At 34.0% G+C, this 24,508-nt stretch carries 17 protein-coding genes and 2 tRNA genes; 2 read left to right on the top strand and 17 right to left on the bottom strand.

Annotation, left to right across the window (positions count from 1 at the left end):
* Positions 1 to 76: 76 nt before the first annotated feature.
* From ACVEGE_RS11225 to ACVEGE_RS11210, 4 genes are all read right to left on the bottom strand, one after another.
* A complete protein-coding gene (locus ACVEGE_RS11225) occupies positions 77 to 2,848 on the bottom strand; it encodes a bifunctional aconitate hydratase 2/2-methylisocitrate dehydratase (protein ID WP_192500426.1) in 2,772 nt (923 codons plus the stop codon).
* Positions 2,849 to 3,255: 407 nt separating this feature from the next.
* Complete coding sequence (locus tag ACVEGE_RS11220; RefSeq protein ID WP_192500427.1) at positions 3,256 to 3,888, bottom strand: PAS domain-containing protein; 633 nt, start codon at positions 3,886 to 3,888, stop codon at positions 3,256 to 3,258.
* Positions 3,889 to 4,046: 158 nt separating this feature from the next.
* On the bottom strand, positions 4,047 to 5,000 hold the full coding sequence (locus ACVEGE_RS11215) for an AAA family ATPase (RefSeq protein ID WP_192500428.1): 954 nt from the start codon (positions 4,998 to 5,000) through the stop codon (positions 4,047 to 4,049).
* A 78-nt stretch (positions 5,001 to 5,078) separates the two neighbouring features.
* Complete coding sequence (locus tag ACVEGE_RS11210) at positions 5,079 to 6,512, bottom strand: peptidylprolyl isomerase (protein WP_173857234.1); 1,434 nt, start codon at positions 6,510 to 6,512, stop codon at positions 5,079 to 5,081.
* Positions 6,513 to 7,005: 493 nt separating this feature from the next.
* Here ACVEGE_RS11210 and ACVEGE_RS11205 point away from each other — a divergent pair, with 493 nt between their 5' ends.
* Positions 7,006 to 8,448, top strand: a complete 1,443-nt coding sequence (locus tag ACVEGE_RS11205) for an alpha-amylase (protein WP_458008538.1) — start codon at positions 7,006 to 7,008, stop codon at positions 8,446 to 8,448.
* A 104-nt stretch (positions 8,449 to 8,552) separates the two neighbouring features.
* The gene (locus ACVEGE_RS11200; protein ID WP_173850141.1) at positions 8,553 to 10,142 is read left to right on the top strand and encodes a peptide chain release factor 3; all 1,590 of its coding nucleotides are present in this window, start codon (positions 8,553 to 8,555) and stop codon (positions 10,140 to 10,142) included.
* Positions 10,143 to 10,214: 72 nt separating this feature from the next.
* Here ACVEGE_RS11200 and ACVEGE_RS11195 read toward each other — a convergent pair whose 3' ends face one another.
* The 13 genes from ACVEGE_RS11195 to ACVEGE_RS11135 form a co-directional block, all read right to left on the bottom strand.
* Positions 10,215 to 10,571 (bottom strand): hypothetical protein, encoded by a 357-nt coding sequence (locus tag ACVEGE_RS11195; protein WP_173850142.1) that lies wholly within the window; start codon positions 10,569 to 10,571, stop codon positions 10,215 to 10,217.
* Between the two features lie 352 nt (positions 10,572 to 10,923).
* Positions 10,924 to 11,226: a DUF3467 domain-containing protein gene (locus ACVEGE_RS11190; protein ID WP_173850143.1), complete on the bottom strand. Its 303-nt coding sequence runs from the start codon at positions 11,224 to 11,226 to the stop codon at positions 10,924 to 10,926.
* Positions 11,227 to 11,405: 179 nt separating this feature from the next.
* Complete coding sequence (gene rpoC / locus ACVEGE_RS11185) at positions 11,406 to 15,722, bottom strand: DNA-directed RNA polymerase subunit beta' (RefSeq protein ID WP_173850144.1); 4,317 nt, start codon at positions 15,720 to 15,722, stop codon at positions 11,406 to 11,408.
* Positions 15,723 to 15,962: 240 nt separating this feature from the next.
* On the bottom strand, positions 15,963 to 19,775 hold the full coding sequence (gene rpoB, locus ACVEGE_RS11180) for a DNA-directed RNA polymerase subunit beta (protein ID WP_173850145.1): 3,813 nt from the start codon (positions 19,773 to 19,775) through the stop codon (positions 15,963 to 15,965).
* 277 nt (positions 19,776 to 20,052) lie between these two features.
* A complete protein-coding gene (rplL, locus tag ACVEGE_RS11175; protein ID WP_026708579.1) occupies positions 20,053 to 20,421 on the bottom strand; it encodes a 50S ribosomal protein L7/L12 in 369 nt (122 codons plus the stop codon).
* Positions 20,422 to 20,510: 89 nt separating this feature from the next.
* Positions 20,511 to 21,020: a 50S ribosomal protein L10 gene (gene rplJ / locus ACVEGE_RS11170; protein WP_173850146.1), complete on the bottom strand. Its 510-nt coding sequence runs from the start codon at positions 21,018 to 21,020 to the stop codon at positions 20,511 to 20,513.
* 22 nt (positions 21,021 to 21,042) lie between these two features.
* Complete coding sequence (gene rplA / locus ACVEGE_RS11165; protein WP_173850147.1) at positions 21,043 to 21,732, bottom strand: 50S ribosomal protein L1; 690 nt, start codon at positions 21,730 to 21,732, stop codon at positions 21,043 to 21,045.
* 13 nt (positions 21,733 to 21,745) lie between these two features.
* A complete protein-coding gene (gene rplK / locus ACVEGE_RS11160; protein ID WP_173850148.1) occupies positions 21,746 to 22,183 on the bottom strand; it encodes a 50S ribosomal protein L11 in 438 nt (145 codons plus the stop codon).
* Between the two features lie 68 nt (positions 22,184 to 22,251).
* The gene (gene nusG / locus ACVEGE_RS11155) at positions 22,252 to 22,803 is read right to left on the bottom strand and encodes a transcription termination/antitermination protein NusG (RefSeq protein ID WP_173850994.1); all 552 of its coding nucleotides are present in this window, start codon (positions 22,801 to 22,803) and stop codon (positions 22,252 to 22,254) included.
* Between the two features lie 8 nt (positions 22,804 to 22,811).
* Positions 22,812 to 23,009, bottom strand: a complete 198-nt coding sequence (secE, locus tag ACVEGE_RS11150; RefSeq protein WP_173850149.1) for a preprotein translocase subunit SecE — start codon at positions 23,007 to 23,009, stop codon at positions 22,812 to 22,814.
* A gap of 21 nt (positions 23,010 to 23,030) precedes the next feature.
* Positions 23,031 to 23,101: transfer RNA gene (locus ACVEGE_RS11145), tRNA-Trp, on the bottom strand.
* Between the two features lie 57 nt (positions 23,102 to 23,158).
* A complete protein-coding gene (gene tuf / locus ACVEGE_RS11140; protein ID WP_173850150.1) occupies positions 23,159 to 24,343 on the bottom strand; it encodes an elongation factor Tu in 1,185 nt (394 codons plus the stop codon).
* A 59-nt stretch (positions 24,344 to 24,402) separates the two neighbouring features.
* A tRNA-Thr gene (locus tag ACVEGE_RS11135) sits at positions 24,403 to 24,474 on the bottom strand.
* Positions 24,475 to 24,508: the final 34 nt, after the last annotated feature.

The raw sequence follows: 24,508 nt of genomic DNA, 5'->3' as shown, positions 1-24,508 counted from the left end.
CCACAAGGTACGAAAAATAAAAAAAGCCTGAGTCATTGACTCAGGCTTTTTGATATAATTAACAAATCTTAATTTATTATTGAACTAATAACTTATGAGATGGTGCAAATTGCGTTAGATTAATTCCTTTCACTGCTGCTTTGTATTCCTCCATAGTTGGCGTTCTACCTAAGATTGTAGACAACACAACAACTGGCGTTGAAGAAAGTAATGACTCTCCTTTTTTACCTTCAGCATCCTCAACAACTCTTCCTTGAAAAAGGCGGGTAGAAGTTGCCATTACAGTATCTCCTTTTGCTGCTTTTTCTTGGTTACCCATACATAAGTTACAACCTGGACGTTCTAAATAAAGAATATTTTCATATCCTGTACGTGCTACTCCTTTTGGCGCATTATCATCAAATTCGAAACCTGAATATTTTTGCAACACTTCCCAGTCTCCTTCCGCTTTCAATTCATCAACAATGTTGTACGTTGGTGGAGCAACAACTAATGGCGCTTTAAATTCTACTTTACCAAATTGTGCATCAATATTTTTAAGCATTTGCGAAAGGATTTTTAAATCTCCTTTATGAACCATACATGATCCAACAAAACCTAAATCAACTTTTTTAGTTCCACCATAAAATGATAATGGTCTAATAGTGTCGTGTGTATATCTCTTAGAAACATCTGCATTATTAACGTCTGGATCTGCAATCATTGGCTCTTCAACCAAATCAAGATCAATAACAACTTCAGCAAAATACTTAGCATTTGCATCTGGAGTTAAAGCTGGTTTAGCACCAGATCTGATGTCAGCGATTCTTTGATCAGCGATAGCGATCAAACCTTTAAGAACTTGTTTCGCATTATCCATTCCTTTATCAATCATGATCTGGATTCTTCTCTTAGCAATCAACAATGATTCAATCAAAGTTTCATCCTCAGAAATACAAATAGAAGCTTTCGCTTTCATCTCTGCAGTCCAGTCTGTAAAAGTAAAGGCCTGATCCGCAGTAAGTGTACCTAAGTGCACTTCGATAATTCTACCTTGGAATACATTTTCCCCACCAAATTGTTTCAACATTTGAGATTGAGTAGCGTGAACCACATCACGGAAATCCATATAGGTTTTCATATCCCCTCTGAAAGTTACTTTTACTGATTCTGGAATTGGCATAGAAGCTTCACCAGTAGCCAATGCAAGCGCAACCGTACCTGAATCGGCACCAAAAGCAACGCCTTTTGACATTCTTGTATGAGAGTCACCACCAATAATGATAGCCCATTCATCAACCGTAATATCATTCAATACTTTATGAATAACATCGGTCATTGCAAGGTATTCTCCTTTAGGATCACGAGCAGTAATCAAACCAAAGTCATTCATGAATTTCATCAATCTAGGAATATTTGCTTTCGACTTATTATCCCAAACCGATGCAGTATGACAACCTGATTGATACGCACCATCAACGATTGGTGAAATCACAGTAGCAGCCATAGACTCTAATTCTTGTGAAGTCATCAAACCAGTTGTGTCTTGTGAACCTACAATGTTAACCTCTACACGTACATCTGATCCTGCGTGTAATACTTTACCTGGAGTAGTACCAACTGCATTTTTATTAAATATTTTTTCTACAGCCGTAAGTCCTTGTCCTTCAACAGAAACTTCCTTTGACGGAGCAAATACAGGAACAATAGCAATACCTAAAGTTTTTGAAGCAAAAGTTTGCAACTTTTTACCAAAAACAATAGCGTATGAACCACCTGCTTTTATAAATTCCATTTTTTGAGGAGTAAAAGCTTTAGAAATATCTTTTAGCTCTTTGTCCCCGTTGTATAATTTTTTTGTTTTAGTATTGATAGTAAGCACAGTACCTGTAGCAACAGAATATGCCTCTTCTAGAACAACATCTCCGTTTTCATTACGTACAGCATTCCCTTTATCATCAACTACTTTTACCCAGTTTTGAAGGTCTAAACCAATTCCACCCGTTACATCAACCGTAGTCAAGAAAATTGGCGAAATTCCGTTTGTACCCGCTACAATTGGAGCGATATTAATAAAAGGAACATAAGGACTTGCTTTTCTACCTGTCCATAATGCTACATTGTTCACACCTGACATTCTTGATGATCCAACACCCATTGTTCCTTTTTCAGCAATCAACATCACACTTTTATCCGGATGTTGTGCTTGCAAAGCTTGAATTTCAGCTTGCGCTTCAGGAGAAATTAAACATTTTCCATGCAATTCACGATCTGATCTTGAATGTGCTTGGTTTCCTGGAGAAAGTAAATCAGTAGAAATATCTCCTTCACCAGCTACATAAGTAACTACTTTAATTTCTTCTGCTACCTCAGGAAGTTTTGTAAAAAATTCTGCATTAGCATAACTTACTAAAATTTCCTTAGCAATTTCACTACCACTTTTAAATGCAGCTTCTAAACGTGCTGTATCAGCTTCGTAAAGAAAAAATTGTGTTTTTAATACTTTTGCTGCTTCTTTTGCAATAGCAACATTATTACCTAAAGCTAAATCAAGTAATACTTCAATCGAAGGACCACCTTTCATGTGTGATAATAATTCAAAAGCAAAAGCAGGAGTAATTTCGTTCACTACAGATTGACCTAGAATAATTTCCTTTAGAAATACCGCTTTGACCGCTGCAGCTGGAGTAGTTCCAGGAACAACATTGTACGTGAAAAATTTAAGCGATTCGTCACGATCTAAGTTATCTGAATCTTTTATTTGTGTAATGATTGTACTTAATAAGTCAGCACCATCAATAGGTTTTGGGTTAAGCCCTTGCCCTTTTCGTTCTTCGATTTCTTGTAGATAATCGTTATAAATGTTCATAGTAGAATTCTTTTCAATGTTAAAGGCTATTTGTCTTGATTATATCAAAAATAAACAACCAAACTATCTTGGTATTTTTTTTGTTTTTTCGTGATGCAAATTAACGAATTTAAGGTGAGATTTAAAAAAAATTTAATAAAAGTGCTATTTTAGAAAATTATTATTGCTAAAAACGTCGTTATTTTACTTTTTATTAAACAATTGACAAAATACCGTAACAATATTAAACAATTAGCAAAATAATATTTATTTTTTATCAATATCGAAATCAATAGAATTAAAAAAAGGCTCTTTATTCTGATTTGAATAAAGAGCCTTTCTAAATTAAACCTATCAGGCATTACTAAACTATAGTTAAACACAGCCCACAATGATTATACTTTAAATCGATTAAAAACTACTGCCATTTATCTCCCAAAAAATCTAGAGAAAAAGCTCCTGCTTTCACTCTCCTCATCTTGTTCTATTTGCTCTTTTCTTTCTTTTGAATATTGCTCTTGTTCGTAGTCTATTATGCACTCTTTAACAAACTCAACATAACTCCTTTTTTTTTCTTCCAAAAAACCTATTAAATATTTTTCACTAGCTTCCATCCCACTTACAGATTCAATTTGCAACAACCTCTTATATAGTGGCTCAATATGTTTGCTAATTACCTCTTGAGGTACCGCTTTCCTTCTACCAAAATAATGAGTAATATCACCCGTTTGATCTTTTGAAATTTCAAAATCCGTCATTACCCAATAATACCTTCCTGACTTAGCAAGGTTTTTCACGATTGCGTAGAAATTATTCCCTCCTTTTAAATTTTCCCAAAGAATCTTAAAAATCACTCTTGGCATATCAGGATGCCTTACAATACTGTGCGGTTGAGACATTAATTCATAATCCTCGTACCCACAGACATCAATAAAAACTTCATTAGCATATTCAATAATACCTTTGGAATTTGTTTTACTCATAATTACCTGAGTCTTATCCCATGAAACCTCTTTATCGATTGGATTTGGCCTTCTAAAAATTTGATTCTGTTCAATCATAATGATTTTTTTTGTAAATAAATGATTTACAAAACTATGTATTAAGACTTAAATCAGCCATGACTTTTATCATGTTATACTATAAAAAACTTACATAATGAAAATTATTTAGTAACAACTTTTCTCCGACCAATAAATAAGTGTTCTTATTACAGAAACTAAATCAACTTAGAAATAATCATTTCCTCAGTAATTCCTTCAGCATCTGCTTTGTAATTTTTAATAATACGATGTCTCAAAATACCAACCGCAACTGCTTTTACATCTTCAATATCTGGAGAAAACTTTCCTTTGAAAGCAGCATGGGCTTTAGCAGCCAAAATTAAATTTTGAGAAGCTCTAGGTCCTGCTCCCCAATCTAAATAATTCTTTACAAAGTCATTTGTCAAAACACTATCAGGACGTGTTTTACTCACAAGTGTAACTGCATATTCAATTACATTATCAGCCACAGGAATGCGACGAATTAATTGTTGAAAGTCTATAATTTGTTGTGCTGTAAATAAAGCATTAACCGTTTCTTTAACATCCGAAGTTGTTCTTTTCACCACTTGCACTTCTTCTTCATAGGAAGGATACTCTAATTTAATAGCAAACATAAAACGGTCCAATTGTGCTTCAGGCAAAGGATAAGTTCCCTCTTGTTCAATTGGGTTTTGCGTAGCCAAAACAAAATAAGGTAATGACAGCTTGTAGTTTTCCCCAGCTATAGTCACAGACCTTTCTTGCATAGCTTCCAATAAAGCAGCTTGCGTTTTAGGTGGCGTTCTATTGATTTCGTCAGCTAAAATAATATTTGAAAAAACAGGCCCTTTTATAAATTTAAAATGACGATTTTCATCTAATATCTCACTTCCTAAAATATCCGAAGGCATTAAGTCAGGTGTAAACTGAATTCTTTTAAAATCTAATCCTAAGGCTTGCGCCAAAGTATTAACTAATAATGTTTTTGCCAATCCTGGGACACCAACTAATAAAGCATGTCCACCAGAAAAAATACAGAGTAAGATTTGATCAACTACAGCATCTTGACCTACAATTATTTTGGCGATTTCATTTTTAAGTTCATTTCGTTTTTGAACTAAATCGTGTATTGCTGCAACATCAGACATTTTGAAAAGTATTTAAATTAAAAAAGAGTTAGCTTATGATTTCATAAAACTAACTCTTTTTATTTATTATAAAAAATATTATTTTTTCAACCAGTTATTGGTAAACTCGCAGTCTCTATATTCACCAAGAACCTTAATATATGTTTCTTTAATTTTTTCATCAAACCATTTTCCAATTGCTTTGATTTGCTTTTCTTTTAAAGCTAAATCTTTAATCTTAATATAATCCGTAGCATAGTTAGCGATATGCTCGTTAATTCTATTTGTTACCGTAATTAACTTAAAGCTTTTCTTTCCATTCTCATCAGTATCTAAAATAGGTTGCGAGATCGCATCATCTTTTAGATTAGAAACTTGACTATAAAGACTTGGGTCCATTTTAGTTAATTCAAAACGCGTATCTTGAGTTTTTGGATTAATTAAAACACCACCATTAGCTCTAGTTTCTTTTTGATCAGATTCTGTTCTGGCAGCATCTGCAAAAGAAAGTTTTTTATCAATAATCTTATTTCTAATAAGTGTAATTTTATCTTTTGCAGACTGAATCTCATCCTCAGAAACAGAAGGAGTCAATAATATGTGTCTCAATTCAACTTCTTGTCCCTTAATTTTATCAATCATAATAATATGAAATCCAAAAGTAGTTTCAAATGGTACTGAAATCTCCCCTTCTTGCAAACTAAAAGCAACATCTTTAAACTCTTTTACAAAAGGAGTTTTTCTATTCATTTTATAAAAACCACCATTACTAGCTGACCCTGGATCTTTAGAATACAAAACTGCTTTAGTTGCAAAACTAGAACCGGCTAGAATATCTTTTTTAAATTCATTCAACTTATCAATTACTTTTTGCTTTTCAGCATCAGAAATCTTGGGTTCAATAACAATTTGAGCTACTTCCATTTCGGCTCCAAACTGCGGCAATTCATCTTTAGGGATAGATTTAAAAAAATTACGAACTTCCTCTGGAGTGATCTCAACTTCTTCAACAATTTTCTTTTGCATTTCAGAACTAAGCTTTTGCTCCTTTAAAAGGTCAAAGAAATAACTCTTAAAATCTTCTTCTGAATCTTTTTTATAGTATTGTACTACCTTATCAATACTTCCTATTTGACTAACCATATAGCTCAAACGTTCTTCCATCATACTCTTCACTTCAGCGTCAGTAACTTTAACACTATCTTGAACTGCCTGGTGTGCATATAATTTATCTTCCATTAGTTTTCCTAACATCTGACATCTTGTAATATCTTTTATAGAACCACCTTGACTTGAAATTTCTAAATAAGATTTATCAATATCGGAATCCAAAATAATATAATCCCCAACCGTTGCAATAATCCCATCAATTTTTTGTCTTTGATTCGTTTGAACTTTTTTTACAGGAGCAACTGCAACTGCAACACTGTCCGTAATAATTTCTTGAGCCTTTGTTATCGTTGTAGAAAACAGAAAAAGGACAAGCGCAACTGTAATAGTAATGGACTTCATTTGTATTGTTTTTAATAGCATTATTTGAAATTTATATTTTTATAGTTAGAAACTGATTAATCAAAAGAAATCTAGGTACTCGGCACCAAATATACGCCATTACAGTTAAGAAAGAAAAATGTTCCTACAAACAATTCTCTAAAATAAAGGCGAACAAAAATAACAATTCGATTACATAATACAAGTTTACACCTTACTATTAACAAAATTTTATAGACAAAACCAAAAAATAAATAACTCTTACTATTTACATTGCTTTTCACCCTAATAAAAGCCCACAAGATACATTTAAAAATATTACTATAAACCACTCATTTTTAACAAAATAACAACAAGTTTTCAACACTACAACGTTATCGTAGATAATGTACTATGTACATAATATTTTTAGTTAAAATTTTATTTACATTAGCTAAAAATACGAATTAATTAAATTATTAGCATTATTAATACATTATTCTCTAAAATTAAGAATAAATTAAAACACAACCCAAATCTACAAATCTACAAATTTATGAAAAAGAGAAACTTAAAACTTTACTTAATTGCTTCAATAGCACTTAGTATCTTATCATGTGAAACAACAAATGAGCTCAATGACAGCAATTCCCAAGCAAAAGCAAACAGCACGGTAATTGATGTAACACATCATGATGGAAAACCTTTTAATACTGGTAAGAACACTAATTCCATAACAGGAAAATATGTATCAAATCCAGGTGGCGGTGTAATGATGCAAGCTTTTTATTGGGATGTACCAGCAGGGGGAACTTGGTGGGATACTGTTAGTTCAAAAGTAACCGAATGGTCAAATGCCGGCATTGGTTCAATATGGTTACCACCTGTTTCAAAAGCGCAAAATGGACCCTTTTCTATGGGGTATGATCCAACTGACTATTTTGACTTTGGAAATTACAATCAAAATGGCACAATTGAAACAAGGTTTGGTTCTAAAACAGAGTTAGTAAATTTAATTACTAAAGCTCATGCCGAAAACATTCAAGTTTATGCCGACATGGTTCTTAATCATAATAGCGGCGGACAGTTAGAAAGCAATCCATTTACCGGAACGCAAACCTACACAAATTTCACTGGTGTGGCATCCGGTAAATTTCCACGCTCAAGTGCAGACTTCTACAAAAACTCTTATGCAAATAATGATGAAGGTGCTTTTGGAGGCTTTCCAGACTTATCTCATGTAACTCCTAATGTCCAAAACTGGCTATGGCTTAGAAGTGATGGAGTGGGGAAATATTATAAAAATACAATGAAATTTGATGGCTGGAGATTTGATTACGTTAAAGGATTTGGCCCTTGGGTAATTAAAGATTGGAATGCAAATGTAGGTGGGTTCTCAGTAGGCGAGTATTGGGATTCTAATGTAAATACTTTAGAATGGTGGGCTAACAACGCCAATAGTTCTGTATTTGATTTTGCTTGTTATTATAAAATGAATGACGCTTTTGACGGCAATAACCTAAATATTTTAAATGATGATATGATGTGGAAAAGAAACCCATATAAGGCGGTTACCTTTGTCACAAATCATGATACAGATGAAATCTCAAAGAAAGATTTAGCATATGCCTACATCTTAACACATGAAGGGTACCCGACTATTTTCTATAAGGATTATGAGGAGTGGTTAAACAAGTCCAAATTAAATAATCTTATTTGGATCCATAATAATAAAGCAACTGGAACAACTTCAATTTTATACACCGATAATGATGAATATATTGCACGAAGAAATGGATACAATGGCAACCCAGGACTTGTAGTATATATCAACAATTCATCTTCATGGCAAGAAAGATGGGTTCCTACTAATTGGGCTAATGCACAAATTAAAGATTTTACAGGAAACTCCACATGGTTACCTACTACGCAAGGAGACAAATGGGTAAAAATTCAATGTCCTCCAAATAGCTATTCTGTATGGTCAATTAATATGTAAATATAAAATTATAGCATTATAAGTGAGGCTAACTTAAAAGACAGCCTCACTTTTTTTTAATTAGCATTTATAAATAGTACTTTTGCAAACTATTTACAGTAAATATGAGCTTTTTAAAAGAAATACAAAGAAGAAGAACTTTCGGAATTATATCGCATCCTGATGCCGGTAAAACAACACTTACAGAAAAACTCCTACTTTTTGGAGGAGCTATTCAAGAGGCTGGTGCGGTTAAGAATAATAAAATTAAAAAAGGAGCAACGAGTGATTTTATGGAAATCGAACGCCAAAGAGGAATTTCGGTTTCTACTTCGGTTTTAGCATTTAATTACCAAGACAAAAAAATCAACATTCTTGATACTCCTGGACATAAGGATTTTGCTGAAGACACTTTTAGAACCTTAACTGCTGTAGACAGCGTTATTGTTGTAATTGATGTTGCAAAAGGAGTTGAGGAACAAACGGAGAAATTAGTATCTGTATGTAGAATGAGAAAAATACCTATAATTGTTTTCATCAATAAGATGGACCGTGAAGGAAAAGACGCTTTTGATCTTATGGACGAAGTGGAGCAAAAATTAGGTTTAACTGTTACTCCACTTAGTTTCCCTATTGGAATGGGTTATGATTTTCAAGGAATCTATAATTTATGGGAGCAAAACATTAATTTATTTAGTGGAGACAATCGTAAAAACATAGAAGAAACTATTGCTTTTTCGGATGTTCAAAATCCCGAATTAGAAAAAATAATTGGACAAAAACCTGCTGATACTTTACGCGAAGAATTAGAGTTGATTGATGAAGTTTATCCAAAATTTGACCGTCAAGACTATTTAGACGGAAAATTACAACCTGTATTCTTTGGTTCAGCACTGAATAATTTTGGAGTAAGAGAGCTTTTAGATTGTTTTGTCACCATCGCTCCATCACCTAGACCTAAAGAATCAGAAACAAGGTTAGTTGATCCAACTGAAGAAAAAATGTCTGGATTTGTTTTTAAAATTCATGCAAACATGGATCCTAAACATAGAGACAGATTGGCTTTTATCAAAATTGTATCTGGAACATTTGAAAGAAACAAACCTTATTATCACGTTAGACTTAAAAAGAATTTAAAATTCTCTAGTCCAAACGCTTTTTTTGCTGAAAAGAAAGAAATTGTAGATATTTCCTACCCTGGAGATATTGTAGGATTACACGATACTGGAAATTTTAAAATTGGAGATACTTTAACCGAAGGTGAAATAATGAGTTTCAAAGGAATTCCTAGCTTCTCTCCAGAACACTTTAGATACATAAACAATGCTGACCCTCTTAAAGCAAAACAACTTGATAAAGGTGTCGATCAATTAATGGATGAAGGTGTAGCTCAATTATTCACTCTTGAGATGAACAACAGAAAAATTATTGGAACTGTAGGAGCATTGCAATATGAAGTAATTCAGTACCGTTTAGAGCATGAATATGGCGCTAAATGTACGTATGAAAACTTTCCTGTACATAAGGCTTGCTGGGTTAAACCCAATGACCCAAAGAATGAAGAGTTCAAGGAATTCAAACGTATCAAACAAAAGTTTTTAGCAAAAGACAAATACGGTCAATTAGTATTTCTCGCCGATTCAGACTTTACAATTCAAATGACACAGAATAAATACCCGAGTGTTAAACTATTTTTCACTTCGGAGTTTGAATAGAAAATTATCATAAAAAAAGCGCTAATTTTAAATTAGCGCTTTTTTATATCTGTAAAAAATTAAGTCATTTCTTTATGCTAAAGACGTTTCATAATTGACTGCTTTTTTTAAGAAAGCTTTTAATAATGTACGATTTGGAGCAATTCCTGAAGTCATTATTTGTTTTTTAGTATTAATACCTTCAGTTGAAATTGTGGTGTTGGGTTTTTGTTTCGAACCCATGAACCACAAAACAAATTCCATATTTGTGTTTGCTTTATTATTTTCTGCTTTTATCTCATTTATAACAGTGATTTCATTTTCACTAGAAAAATTTTCATTTTTTACTGATGATTGACTAAAAACTGAGAAACTTGATAAAAAAATCAAAACAAAAGTTAAAATAGTAAGAGTACTTTTAGCTTTGTTTTGTTTAGAAAAATTGGTCATATTAAAATTTGTTTTTTGATAGAGATAAATTCATAACTCTAATTCTAGTACAAAAGTACAGCAGGAATATCCTTCTCAAAAATATTTCCGATGAACAACATTAATACTCGTTTAGCTACCAAAGAAAACTGTAACAATGCACATTTATAAGCTTTTAAGTCTAAAAATCCCCTTTTAACAAGACAGTAATAGACTTACCAATACTATATAATATCCAAAAAATCACATTACAACTAAATCCATTTTTTGTTATGTTAATGATTATTGGTGCTCTACTCCGCTTGAACATACAGTAGAATTGTTTGTATTGATATAAAAAAAGGCTCCAAAAAAATGGAGCCTTTAATATAAACTATGCTTGTCCAGCAGGACCAAAGTTAAGAGGAATTGGAGGTTGTTCAGTATCTTTAATTTCGCCATGAGCGATTTCAAAACGGTGAATATTTTCTCCTATTGCCTTCAACAATCTTTTAGCATGTTGTGGCGTCAAGACAATTCTTGATTTTACTTTAGCCTTTGGAATACCAGGCATGATACTTACAAAATCTAGAACAAATTCTGACGAAGAATGATTTATAATTGCCAAATTAGAGTAAATCCCTTCAGCAGTTTTCTCATCTAATTCTATATTAATTTGATCTTGTTGGTCTTTCATATGTTGAATTTCATTGTTATTTATCGGTGGTATGCAATTTGCGGATTTTCATTAGTTTTAACAACCAAATCCCATTTTGCTCTTGCTTACCTTCAATTAAAAGTAAATCTATTTTAAACTAAAATAGAAAGACTACACGAGGTAATCTTTCTATCTTTTAGCTTAAAACATATTATTTATTAATAAATATATTCTTCTTTGTTTGCCATCATGTCATTGTAATCTTCTTTAGAACCTACAATAGCATTATCATATTCTCTCATACCAGTTCCTGCAGGAATTCTATGTCCTACAATTACATTTTCTTTCAATCCTTCTAAGTAGTCAATCTTACCTGCAACAGCAGCCTCGTTTAACACTTTAGTAGTCTCTTGGAAAGAAGCCGCAGAGATAAATGATTTTGTTTGTAGCGATGCTCTAGTAATACCTTGTAAAACAGGAGTACCAGTTGCAGTGATTACATCACGAGCTACAACAATATTTTGATCGTTACGTTTCAATAATGAATTTTCATCACGTAATTCACGTGGAGAAACAATTTGACCTTCTTTAAGGTTGCTTGAATCACCAGCATCTTCAATTACTTTCATACCATATAATTTATCATTTTGAACGATAAAATCTTTAGTATGAATCAATTGATCTTCTAAGAACAATGTATCTCCTGGATCTTGAACTCTAACTTTACGCATCATTTGACGTATAACTACCTCAAAGTGCTTGTCGTTAATTTTCACCCCTTGAAGACGGTATACTTCTTGAATTTCATTAACCAAGTACTGTTGAACAGCAGCTGGTCCTTTAATTCTTAAAATGTCCTCAGGAGTAATAGCTCCATCTGATAAAGGCACACCAGCTCTTACAAAGTCATTTTCTTGAACAAGAATTTGACTTGAAAGTTTAACTAGGTACTTTCTGATATCTCCAAATTTAGATTCAATTACAATCTCACGGTTACCTCTTTTGATTTTTCCAAAAGAAACAACACCATCAATTTCTGAAACTACAGCTGGATTAGAAGGATTACGCGCTTCTAAAAGCTCAGTAATTCTAGGTAAACCTCCAGTAATATCTCCTGATTTAGAAGAACGACGAGGAATTTTTACTAATACTTTACCTGCTTTAATTTTCTCACCATTTTCAACCATTAAGTGGGCTCCAACTGGTAAGTTGTAAGAACGAATCAACTCATCATCTTTACCATAAACTAATAAAGTTGGAATTAATTTTTTAGCTCTTGCTTCAGAGATTACTTTTTCCTGGAAACCTGTTTGCTCATCAATTTCTACCATGAACGATTGTCCTTGCTCTAAATCTTCGTAAGCAATTTTTCCTGTAAACTCAGAAACAATAACTCCATTATATGGATCCCATTTACAAATCACGTCACCTTTTGCAGCTGACTGACCGTCTTTTACAAAAATACTTGATCCGTAAGGAATGTTATGCGTATTTAATACAATACCAGTTTTTTCATCAACTAATTTTAATTCAGTTGAACGTGAAACAACAATATCTACTGCATTACCATCATTATCTTCTCCTTTAACAGTTTTTAAATCTTCGATTTCTAGTTTACCATTAAATTTAGTAACAATACTAGACTCTTCAGAAATACCACCCGCAACCCCTCCAACGTGGAAAGTACGTAATGTTAACTGTGTACCAGGTTCTCCAATAGATTGTGCTGCAATTACACCAACTGCTTCACCTCTTTGTGTCATTTTACCTGTAGCTAAGTTACGACCGTAACATTTAGCACAAATACCTTTTGGCGCTTCACAAACAAGAGGAGAACGAACTTCCACTTTCTCGATAGGAGAAGCTTCAATAATTTTCATTATCGCCTCAGTAATTTGTTGTCCAGATTGGATTAACACTTCATTAGTTAAAGGATTAATTACGTCTTGTAATGCAACACGTCCTAAAATTCTTTCTCCTAATGACTCAACAATTTCTTCATTCTTTTTCAATGCTGATACTTCAACACCTCTTAATGTTCCACAGTCTTCAATGTTAACAATAACATCTTGAGAAACATCATGCAATCTTCTTGTTAAATATCCTGCATCCGCCGTTTTCAAGGCAGTATCCGCAAGACCTTTACGCGCACCGTGAGTAGAAATGAAATACTCAAGAATTGAAAGACCTTCCTTAAAGTTAGAAAGAATTGGATTCTCAATAATCTCTCCACCACCAGCAGTCGATTTCTTAGGCTTAGCCATCAATCCACGCATACCAGTTAACTGACGAATTTGCTCCTTAGAACCCCTCGCCCCGGAATCAAGCATCATATACACCGAGTTGAAACCTTGTTGGTCTTCTCTAATGTTTTTCATTGCTAACTCAGTTAATTGCGCATTTGCAGAAGTCCATACATCAATAACTTGGTTGTAACGTTCGTTATTTGTAATAAGACCCATGTTATAATTTGCAGAGATACCTTCAACTTGCTCTCTAGCATCTGCAATTAATTTTGGTTTTTGATCTGGAATTCTAATATCTCCTAATGAGAATGACAATCCACCTCTAAAGGCAAATTTATACCCCATATCTTTCATATTATCCAAGAAGGCAGCCGTTTCCGGTACACTTGTTGAATTCAATACGTGACCGATAATATCTCTAAGGTTTTTCTTAGTCAATACATCATTGATATATCCAGCTGCTTCTGGTACTACTTCATTAAATAATACACGTCCAGCAGTAGTTTCAATAATTTTGTACACTAATTCTCCAGCATCATTAAAATCTTTTGCTCTAATTTTCACTCTAGCATTCAATTCTAATCTTCCTTCGTTTAATGCAATATTTGTTTCTTCTGCAGAATAAAAAACTAGATCTTGACCTAAAATTTTCTTTTCTGGAGTAGACAATCTCTCTTTGGTCATATAATATAGACCCAAAACCATATCCTGAGATGGTACCGTAATTGGAGCTCCATTTGCAGGGTTTAAGATATTGTGTGAAGCCAACATTAATAATTGTGCTTCAAGAATAGCTTCTGGTCCTAAAGGCAAGTGAACTGCCATTTGATCCCCATCAAAATCCGCATTAAATGCCGTACAAACTAAAGGGTGCAATTGGATTGCTTTTCCTTCAATTAATTTTGGTTGGAATGCTTGAATACCAAGTCTGTGCAAAGTAGGGGCTCTATTCAGTAATATAGGGTGACCTTTAATTACGTTTTCAAGTATATCCCAAACTACAGGCTCTTTCTTGTCTATTATTTTCTTAGCTGATTTTACAGTTTTTACAATTCCTCTTTCGATCAATTTACGGATCACAAAAGGCTTGTATAATTCGGCTGCCATATCTTTAGGGATACCACATTCGAACAATTTCAATTCAGGTCCAACAACAATTACCGAACGAGCAGAATAATCCACACGTTTTCCAAGTAAGTTTTGACGGAAACGTCCTTGCTTACCTTTAAGGGAATCAGATAATGATTTTAATGGTCTGTTTGATTCTGTTTTAACAGCAGATGCTTTTCTTGTATTATCAAATAATGAATCTACAGATTCTTGCAACATACGTTTCTCGTTTCTTAAGATAACCTCTGGAGCTTTAATCTCCATTAATCTTTTCAAACGGTTGTTACGGATAATTACACGACGGTATAAATCATTTAAATCTGAAGTTGCAAAACGACCTCCATCAAGTGGCACAAGTGGACGCAATTCTGGTGGGATAACAGGAACCACTTTCATAATCATCCATTCCGGACGGTTTTCACGGTTCAAGTTAGATTCACGGAAAGATTCAACTACTTGTAATCTTTTTAAAGCTTCCGTTTTACGTTGTTTAGACGTTTCGTTATTAGCACTATGTCTTAATTGGTAAGATAACTCATCAAGATCAATACGTGCTAATAAGTCCATAATACATTCTGCTCCCATTTTGGCAACAAATTTATTTGGATCAAAATCATCAAGATATTGATTATCTGCTGGAAGAGTATCTAAAATATTCAAGTACTCTTCTTCAGTTAAGAAATCAAGTCTTTTAACAGATTCACCTTCAGCATTTTTAGCGATACCTGCTTGAATTACTACATATCTCTCGTAGTAAATGATCATATCTAATTTCTTAGATGGAAGACCAAGGATATAACCAATTTTATTAGGAAGAGAACGGAAATACCAGATGTGAGCAATTGGCACAACAAGGTTGATGTGACCTACTCTATCTCTACGTACTTTTTTCTCAGTAACTTCTACACCACAACGGTCACAGATGATCCCTTTGTAACGTATTCTTTTATATTTCCCACAAGCACATTCGAAATCCTTTACAGGTCCAAATATTCTTTCACAAAAAAGACCGTCACGCTCTGGCTTGTGCGTACGGTAGTTAATTGTTTCTGGTTTTAAAACCTCACCTCTTGACTCTTTCAAGATAGATTCAGGAGAAGCAAGTCCTATTGAGATTTTACTAAATCTTTTTATAGGATTCTTATCTTTATTATTGTTGTTATTTCTATTATTCATCATAGTTTTTACTACTGATTTAATTGCAATTAAAAAATTGATTTTGGCACATATATAGATTACTATACTTCTACCTCCCTCGGATTACTTCTCTAAACTTTAAACTTTTATTAAAGTGCTAATTATACAAAACTAAATTTTATATAAAAAATCGGAACGGTTTACGGGTCTAAATCTAAAAAACTCTTATAAATGAGTAATCAGCCCCGAAAAAAATCGGGACTGACAACTACAAACTTTTATTTATTCTTCTAATCTAATATCTAATCCAAGACCTTTCAATTCATGCATCAATACATTGAATGATTCAGGTAATCCTGGTTCTGGCATAGATTCTCCTTTTACGATAGCTTCGTAAGTTTTAGCTCTACCAATAACATCATCAGACTTCACAGTCAAGATTTCTCTAAGTGTACTTGATGCTCCATAAGCCTCAAGTGCCCAAACTTCCATCTCTCCAAAACGTTGTCCACCAAATTGCGCTTTACCACCAAGTGGTTGTTGCGTAATTAATGAGTATGGTCCTATTGAACGTGCGTGCATCTTATCATCAACCATGTGTCCTAATTTTAACATATAGATTACACCAACAGTTGCTGCTTGATGGAAACGCTCTCCAGTACCACCATCGTAAAGGTGTGTATGTCCAAAACGTGGTATTCCAGCTTCATCAGTTAATTCATTGATTTGATCAAGAGAAGCACCATCAAAAATTGGAGTAGCAAATTTTCTACCCAAGTTCATTCCAGCCCATCCTAATACCGTCTCATAAATTTGACCAATGTTCATACGTGAAGGTACCCCAAGTGGGTTCAACACAATATCAACTGGTGTTCCGTCTTCAAGGAAAGGCATATCTTCATGACGAACAATACGAGCAACAATACCCTTATTACCGTGACGTCCCGCCATTTTATCCCCTACTTTTAACTTACGTTTCTTAGCGATATAAACTTTTGCTAATTTCAAGATTCCTGCTGGCAATTCATCACCTACAGTTATCGTGAATTTCTCTCTACGTAAAGAACCTTGCAAGTCATTCAACTTAATTTTATAGTTATGAATTAATTCATTCACCATTTTATTAGTTGCATCGTCTGCTACCCATTGTCCTTTGCTTAAGTGAGCAAAATCTTCTACAGCATAAAGCATCTTTTGAGTATATTTTTTACCTTTTGGTAAAACTTCTTCACCCAAATCATTCATTACACCTTGAGAAGTTTTTCCGTTAACGATCAAGAAAAGTTTCTCTACTAATTTGTCTTTTAATTCAACAAATTTAGTTTCGAACTCCATTTCTAAAGCACCCAAAGCATCTTTATCTTGCGTACGTTTACGTTTATCTTTTACCGCTCTCGCGAATAATTTTTTATCAAGAACCACACCATGTAAAGATGGAGAAGCTTTTAATGAAGCATCTTTCACATCACCTGCTTTATCCCCAAAGATTGCACGAAGCAATTTCTCCTCTGGAGTAGGATCTGATTCTCCTTTTGGAGTAATTTTTCCGATAAGAATGTCACCAGGTTTAACCTCGGCACCAATTCTAATCATTCCGTTTTCATCTAAGTCTTTTGTAGCCTCTTCTGAAACGTTAGGAATATCATTCGTTAACTCTTCATTACCTAATTTCGTATCTCTTACTTCTAATGAGTAATCATCTACGTGAATTGAAGTAAAGATGTCATCACGAACCACTTTTTCAGAAATCACAATCGCATCCTCAAAGTTGTACCCTTTCCATGGCATAAACGCTACTTTTAGGTTACGACCTAAAGCAAGTTCACCATTTTGGGTAGCATATCCTTCTGATAATACTTGACCAAGAATAACTCTATCCCCTTTTCTTACGATAGGTTTCAAGTTAATACTTGTTCCTTGATTGGTTTTTCTAAATTTAATTAGATTATATGTTTTATCATCCGATTCAAAACTAACCATTCTTTCTTCTTCAGAACGATCGTATTTAATAGTAATGATATTTGCATCTACGTATTCAACAGTTCCATCTCCTTCAGCATTAATTAATACTCTAGAGTCAGAAGCAACTTGACGCTCTAATCCAGTTCCAACGATAGGTGCTTCAGGACGAATTAATGGTACGGCCTGACGCATCATGTTAGATCCCATCAACGCTCTATTCGCATCATCATGTTCCAAGAAAGGAATTAAAGATGCAGAAATTGAAGCAATTTGATTTGGAGCAACATCAGCATAATCAACTTTTGTAGGGTCAATTACTGGGAAATCACCTTCTTGACGTGCAATTACGTTTTCAGCAAGAATTTTTCCAGAATCATCCATCTCAATATTTGCTTGAGAGATCAACATTCCTTCTTCTTCTTCTGCACTTAAGTAAATTGGAGTGGCCTCTAAATCTACAACTCCATTAGTTACTTTACGGTAAGGAGTCTCAATGAATCCCATTCCGTTCACTTTAGCATAAACTCCAAGAGATGAAATCAAACCAATGTTTGGTCCCTCTGGTGTTTCAATAGGACATAAACGTCCGTAGTGCGTATAGTGAACATCACGAACCTCAAATCCAGCTCTTTCTCTCGAAAGTCCACCTGGTCCTAGCGCAGATAATCTTCTCTTGTGCGTAATCTCAGCTAATGGATTCGTTTGATCCATAAATTGAGACAATTGGTTCGTACCAAAGAAAGAGTTGATAACTGATGATAATGTTTTAGCATTGATCAAATCAATTGGTGTAAACACCTCGTTATCTCTAACGTTCATTCTCTCACGAATAGTTCTAGCCATACGAGCTAAACCAACTCCGAATTGTTGTGACAATTGTTCCCCAACTGTTCTAACACGACGGTTTGATAAGTGGTCAATATCATCAATATCTGCTTTCGCATTAATCAACTCAATTAAATACTTCACGATAGTTATGATATCTTCTTTGGTAAGCACTTGCTTTTCCATTGGGATATCCAACTGTAACTTTTTATTCATTCTGTAACGACCTACTTCACCTAAGTTGTAACGTTGGTCTGAGAAGAATAATTTATCAATAATACCACGAGCAGTTTCTTCATCAGGCGGTTCTGCGTTACGCAATTGTCTGTAGATATGCTCAACAGCTTCTTTTTCAGAGTTTGTTGGATCTTTTTGTAACGTATTATGAATAATGGCATAATCAGCTTGATTAGCATCTTCTTTATGTAACAAAATAGATTTAACGTTAGAATCAATGATTTCTTCTACATTATCTTTATCGATAATAGTATCTCTATCAAGGATTATTTCGTTACGTTCGATAGAAACTACTTCACCAGTATCTTCATCTACGAAATCTTCATGCCATGTATTTAATACACGAGCAGCCAATTTTCTACCGATATATTTTTTAAGTCCTGTTTTAGAAACTTTAATTTCTTCAGCAAGGTCAAAGATTTCAAGGATATCCTTGTCTCTTTCAAAACCAATTGCACGGAATAAAGTAGTAACAGGTAACTTTTTCTTTCTATCAATGTAAGCGTACATTACGCTATTGATATCTGTAGAAAATTCAATCCAAGAACCTTTAAAAGGAATTACTCTGGCAGAATATAATTTTGTTCCATTAGCATGAAAAGATTGACCAAAGAAAACTCCTGGAGATCTATGTAGCTGAGAAACGACAACGCGCTCTGCTCCATTGATTACAAAAGTACCACTTGGCGTCATGTAAGGAATTGTACCAAGATATACATCTTGAACAATTGTTTCAAAATCTTCGTGTTCTGGATCTGTACAATATAGTTTTAACCTTGCTTTTAAAGGTACACTATGAGTTAGTCCTCTTTCTATACACTCTTGAATTGTATAGCGTGGTGGATCTACAAAATAGTCAAGGAATTCCAATACAAAGTTATTTCTTGTATCTGTAATTGGAAAATTCTCCATGAAGGTATTATAAAGTCCTTCATTGCCTCTTTCGTCAGATTTAGTTTCTAATTGAAAAAAATCTTGAAAAGATTTAACCTGAACATCTAGAAAATCTGGATATGCAGGAATATTTTTAGTAGAGGCAAAATTCAATCTTTCGGTCTGATTTGTAATCATCAATGGACAAAATTTTGATTATAAAAGTAATTTTTTTGTATAAATATTATTTAATTTATACCTGAATTTTACAACCATTACATCTTTAAAAACCAATTTAAGATAACTACTTTCTTATTATCTGTCAATTTTTTTTCCTCGTAATAGGTAAAATAACTTCGATTTGAAAAGTTATTATGTAGCGATACAATATAGACTTTTGTTATACGAAAAAATGGTTTAGGTCTTTGGGCGATTAAACCCAAGACCTAAACCTTATTCTTTAAACTAAGTTTAACTATTTAAGTTCAACTACAGCTCCAGCTTCTTCTAATGATTTTTTAAGACCTTCAGCCTCTTCTTTAGAAACACCTTCTTTAACATTTGATGGTGCGCTATCCACTACATCTTTAGCTTCTTTCAAACCTAAACCTGTAAGTTCTTTTACCATTTTCACAACTGCTAATTTAGAAGCACCAGCTTCTTTTAATACAACTGTAAATTCAGTTTGAGCCTCTTCAGCAGCTTCTCCACCACCTGCAGAAACTACTACAGCTGCAGCAGCTGGTTCGATTCCGTACTCATCTTTTAATATTGTTGCTAATTCGTTAACTTCTTTAACAGTTAAGTTAACTAATTGTTCTGCGAATTGTTTCAAATCTGCCATTTTTTCTATCGTTTAAAATGATTTGTAAAATATATTTTGTTTATTGTGCGCGTTGTAAGTAACAACATTTGAGCAAAGCTCGTATGTTATTATGCTTCTTCAGTTTCAGCTTGCTCTTCTCCAGCAAACTTGTTTTGAAGTGCAGCGATAATTCTTTGAGCTGGAGATTGAAGTAATCCAATAAGTTCTCCAAGAAGCTCTTCTTTAGATTTGATAGTAGATAACATATCTAACTGATCGTCTCCAATGTAAATTTCAGAATTAACATAAGCTCCTTTTAAAACTGGCTTATCTGATTTTTTACGAAAATCTTTGATAATTTTTCCTGGTGCATTTGCAACATCAGAAATAAAGATCGCACTATTCCCTGTTAAAACTGCAGGTAATTCACCATATTCATTTTCAGAAACTTCCATTGCTTTTACAAGCAAAGTATTTTTAACCACTTCTAATTTAATTCCAGCTTTATAACAAGCTCTTCTTAATTTTGAAGTTGTATCTGCATTCAGTCCAGATATATCTGCTACGTAAAGAATATTTGTACCAGCTAACTGTGCAGTTAAATTTTCAATCGCGATTGATTTTTCTTCTCTAGTCATACTAAAAATTATTAACTACCAATTATACTGCTTTTGGGTCTAATGCAATAGCAGGACTCATTGTACTTGTAAGGTAGATACTTTTAATGTATACTCCTTTAGCAGCAGTTGGTTTAAGTTTGATTAATGTTTGAATAATTTCGTGTGCATTGTCAAAAATTTGCTCAGCTCCAAAAGAAACTTTACCAATTCCTGCATGTACGATACCAGTTTTATCAACTTTGAAATCGATTTTACCAGCTTTAACCTCTGCAACAGCTTTTGCAACATCCATAGTTACAGTCCCTGTTTTAGGGTTAGGCATTAAACCTCTAGGTCCTAAAATACGACCTAATGGACCTAATTTACCCATAACAGAAGGCATCGTGATAATTACATCAACATCTGTCCAACCGTCTTTAATTTTTTGTAAATATTCGTCAAGACCTACATAGTCTGCTCCAGCCTCTTTAGCTTCCGCTTCTTTATCTGGAGTAACCAATGCTAATACTTTAACGTCTTTACCAGTACCGTGAGGTAATGTAACTACACCTCTTACCATTTGATTCGCTTTTCTTGGATCTACACCCAAACGTACTGCGATATCAACAGACTCATCAAATTTTGCAGAAGAAACTTCTTTTATTAATGCCGCAGCATCTTTTAAAGAATAAAATTTGTTCTTGTCAATTTTTGAATTAGCCTCTTTTTGCTTTTTTGTCAATTTTGCCATGTCTTTCTCTTAATTAAAAAGGAGCGTCTCCTGATACAGTTATACCCATAGATCTAGCTGTTCCAGCAACCATACTCATTGCAGCTTCCGTTGTGAAAGCATTTAAGTCAGGCATTTTGTCTTCAGCAATAGCTCTAATTTGTTCCCAAGTAACACTAGCTACTTTTTTACGATTAGGCTCACCAGAACCAGATTTAAGCTTCGCAGCTTCCAATAGCTGAACGGCTGCAGGAGGAGTTTTAATAACAAAATCAAATGATTTGTCTTTATACACAGTAATTTGTACTGGGCATATTTTGCCGGGTTTATCTTGTGTTCTAGCATTGAATTGCTTACAGAACTCCATGATGTTTACCCCAGCAGCTCCTAAAGCAGGTCCAACCGGTGGCGATGGATTCGCAGCACCTCCCTTAACTTGTAGTTTAACTACTTTACTAATTTCTTTAGCCATTTTTTTAAAATTTTACATTACAATCATTGGAAGCGATTGCAATGTTATTATAGGTAATGTAACAAATATTATACTTTTTCAACTTGCATAAAGCTTAATTCCAATGGTGTTTTTCTTCCGAAAATTTTAACCATAACTTCAAGTTTACGCTTTTCATCATTAATTTTTTCAACCGTACCGTTAAAACCATTAAAAGGTCCATCAATGACCTTAATTGTTTCTCCTAAGTTAAAAGGTATTGCGTGATTATCTGTATTAACAGCAAGTTCATCTACTTTACCTAGCATTCTATTCACTTCTGAAAGCCTAAGAGGAACAGGCTCCCCGCCTTTAGTCTCTCCTAAAAAACCAATAACACTTGTTATTGACTTAATGATATGAGGAACTTCCCCAACTAAATTAGCTTCCATCATTACATAACCAGGAAAATAAACTTTTTCCTTGATTAATTTTTTTCCGTCTTTAACAGAAACTACTTTTTCCGTAGGTACTAAAACTTGAGAAACATAGTCTTCCATCCCTAATCTAGAGATTTCAGTTTCTATATAAGCTTTCACTTTATTCTCTTGCCCACTTACCGCACGAACGACGTACCATTTTTTTACATTATTATCTGTCATCACAAAAATTAAGCTTTTACCCAAGTGAAAAATTTAGCTAATACTCCTGCAAAAAACTCATCTACACCCCAAGTTGACAGGGCAAATAATACTGAAAAAATAGCAACAATAATTGTTAGACGTTGCACCTCAGCCCACTCTGGCCAAGTCACATTTGACTTTAATTCCTCAAATGATTCTGTAATGTAATTAACTATTTTCGCCATTTTAGATATATTTTTTTTTTGCACGGGCGGAGGGATTCGAACCCCCATCAACGGTTTTGGAGACCGCTATTCTACCCTTGAACTACGCCCGTATAAAAACCAGCAACCAACTCTTAAGCGGTTACTGGTTTAAAAATTATTTTATAGAATTATGCAATTTCAGTTACCTGACCTGCACCTACTGTTCTACCACCCTCACGGATTGCAAAACGTAAACCTACGTTTAATGCAATTGGGCTTAATAATTTAACATCAATTGTTAAGTTATCCCCAGGCATAACCATCTCTACACCTTCTGGTAAAGTAATAATACCAGTTACATCAGTTGTACGTACATAAAACTGTGGACGGTAATTATTATGGAATGGAGTATGACGTCCACCTTCTTCTTTTTTCAAGATATAAACCTCAGCTTTGAAAGTATCGTGTGGTTTAACAGAACCTGGCTTACAGATTACCATTCCTCTTTTGATGTCTTCTTTTTGAATACCTCTTAAAAGAATACCTACGTTATCTCCAGCTTCACCTCTATCAAGGATTTTACGGAACATCTCAACTCCAGTTACAGTAGAAGTTAATTTCTCAGCTCCCATACCAATGATTTCAACTGCATCTCCAGTATTAGCAACTCCAGTTTCGATACGACCTGTAGCAACAGTTCCACGACCTGTAATTGAGAATACATCTTCAACAGGCATTAAGAAAGGTTTCTCAACATCTCTTACTGGCTCTTCGATCCATGCATCAACAGCATCCATTAATTCAAGAATTTTAGGAACCCATGCAGCGTCATTATTCAATCCACCTAAAGCAGAACCTTGAACAACAGGACCATTATCTCCATCATATTCATAGAAAGACAATAAGTCTCTAATTTCCATTTCAACTAATTCAAGTAATTCCTCATCATCAACCATATCCACTTTATTCATGAATACAACAATTCTAGGAATACCTACCTGACGTCCTAAAAGGATATGCTCACGTGTTTGTGGCATAGGTCCATCTGTAGCAGCTACAACAAGGATAGCTCCATCCATTTGTGCAGCACCTGTAACCATGTTCTTTACGTAATCCGCGTGACCTGGACAGTCAACGTGAGCGTAATGACGATTAGCAGTTTCATATTCAACGTGAGATGTATTAATTGTAATACCTCTTTCTTTTTCTTCAGGAGCATTATCAATTTGATCAAATGATTTTGCTTGACAGTAACCTGCATCAGATAACACTTTAGTTATTGCAGCAGTTAATGTAGTTTTTCCGTGATCTACGTGTCCGATCGTACCTATATTTAAATGTGGTTTCGAACGGTTAAAGGTTTCTTTTGCCATTTTACTTCGTTTTTAATCTTTTTATTAATATTTATTAGTGTTCAAAATATACTTTGTTGAGCCAATGTCGGGAATTGAACCCGAGACCTCTTCCTTACCAAGGAAGCACTCTACCCCTGAGCTACACCGGCAGAGCCCTTTAACTAGACCTAAAATCTAATTTTG

The organism is Flavobacterium sp. PL002 (genome assembly GCF_054165825.1).
The sequence above is the reverse complement of the archived record's forward strand: the minus strand, read 5'-3'. Positions and strand labels throughout refer to the sequence as shown.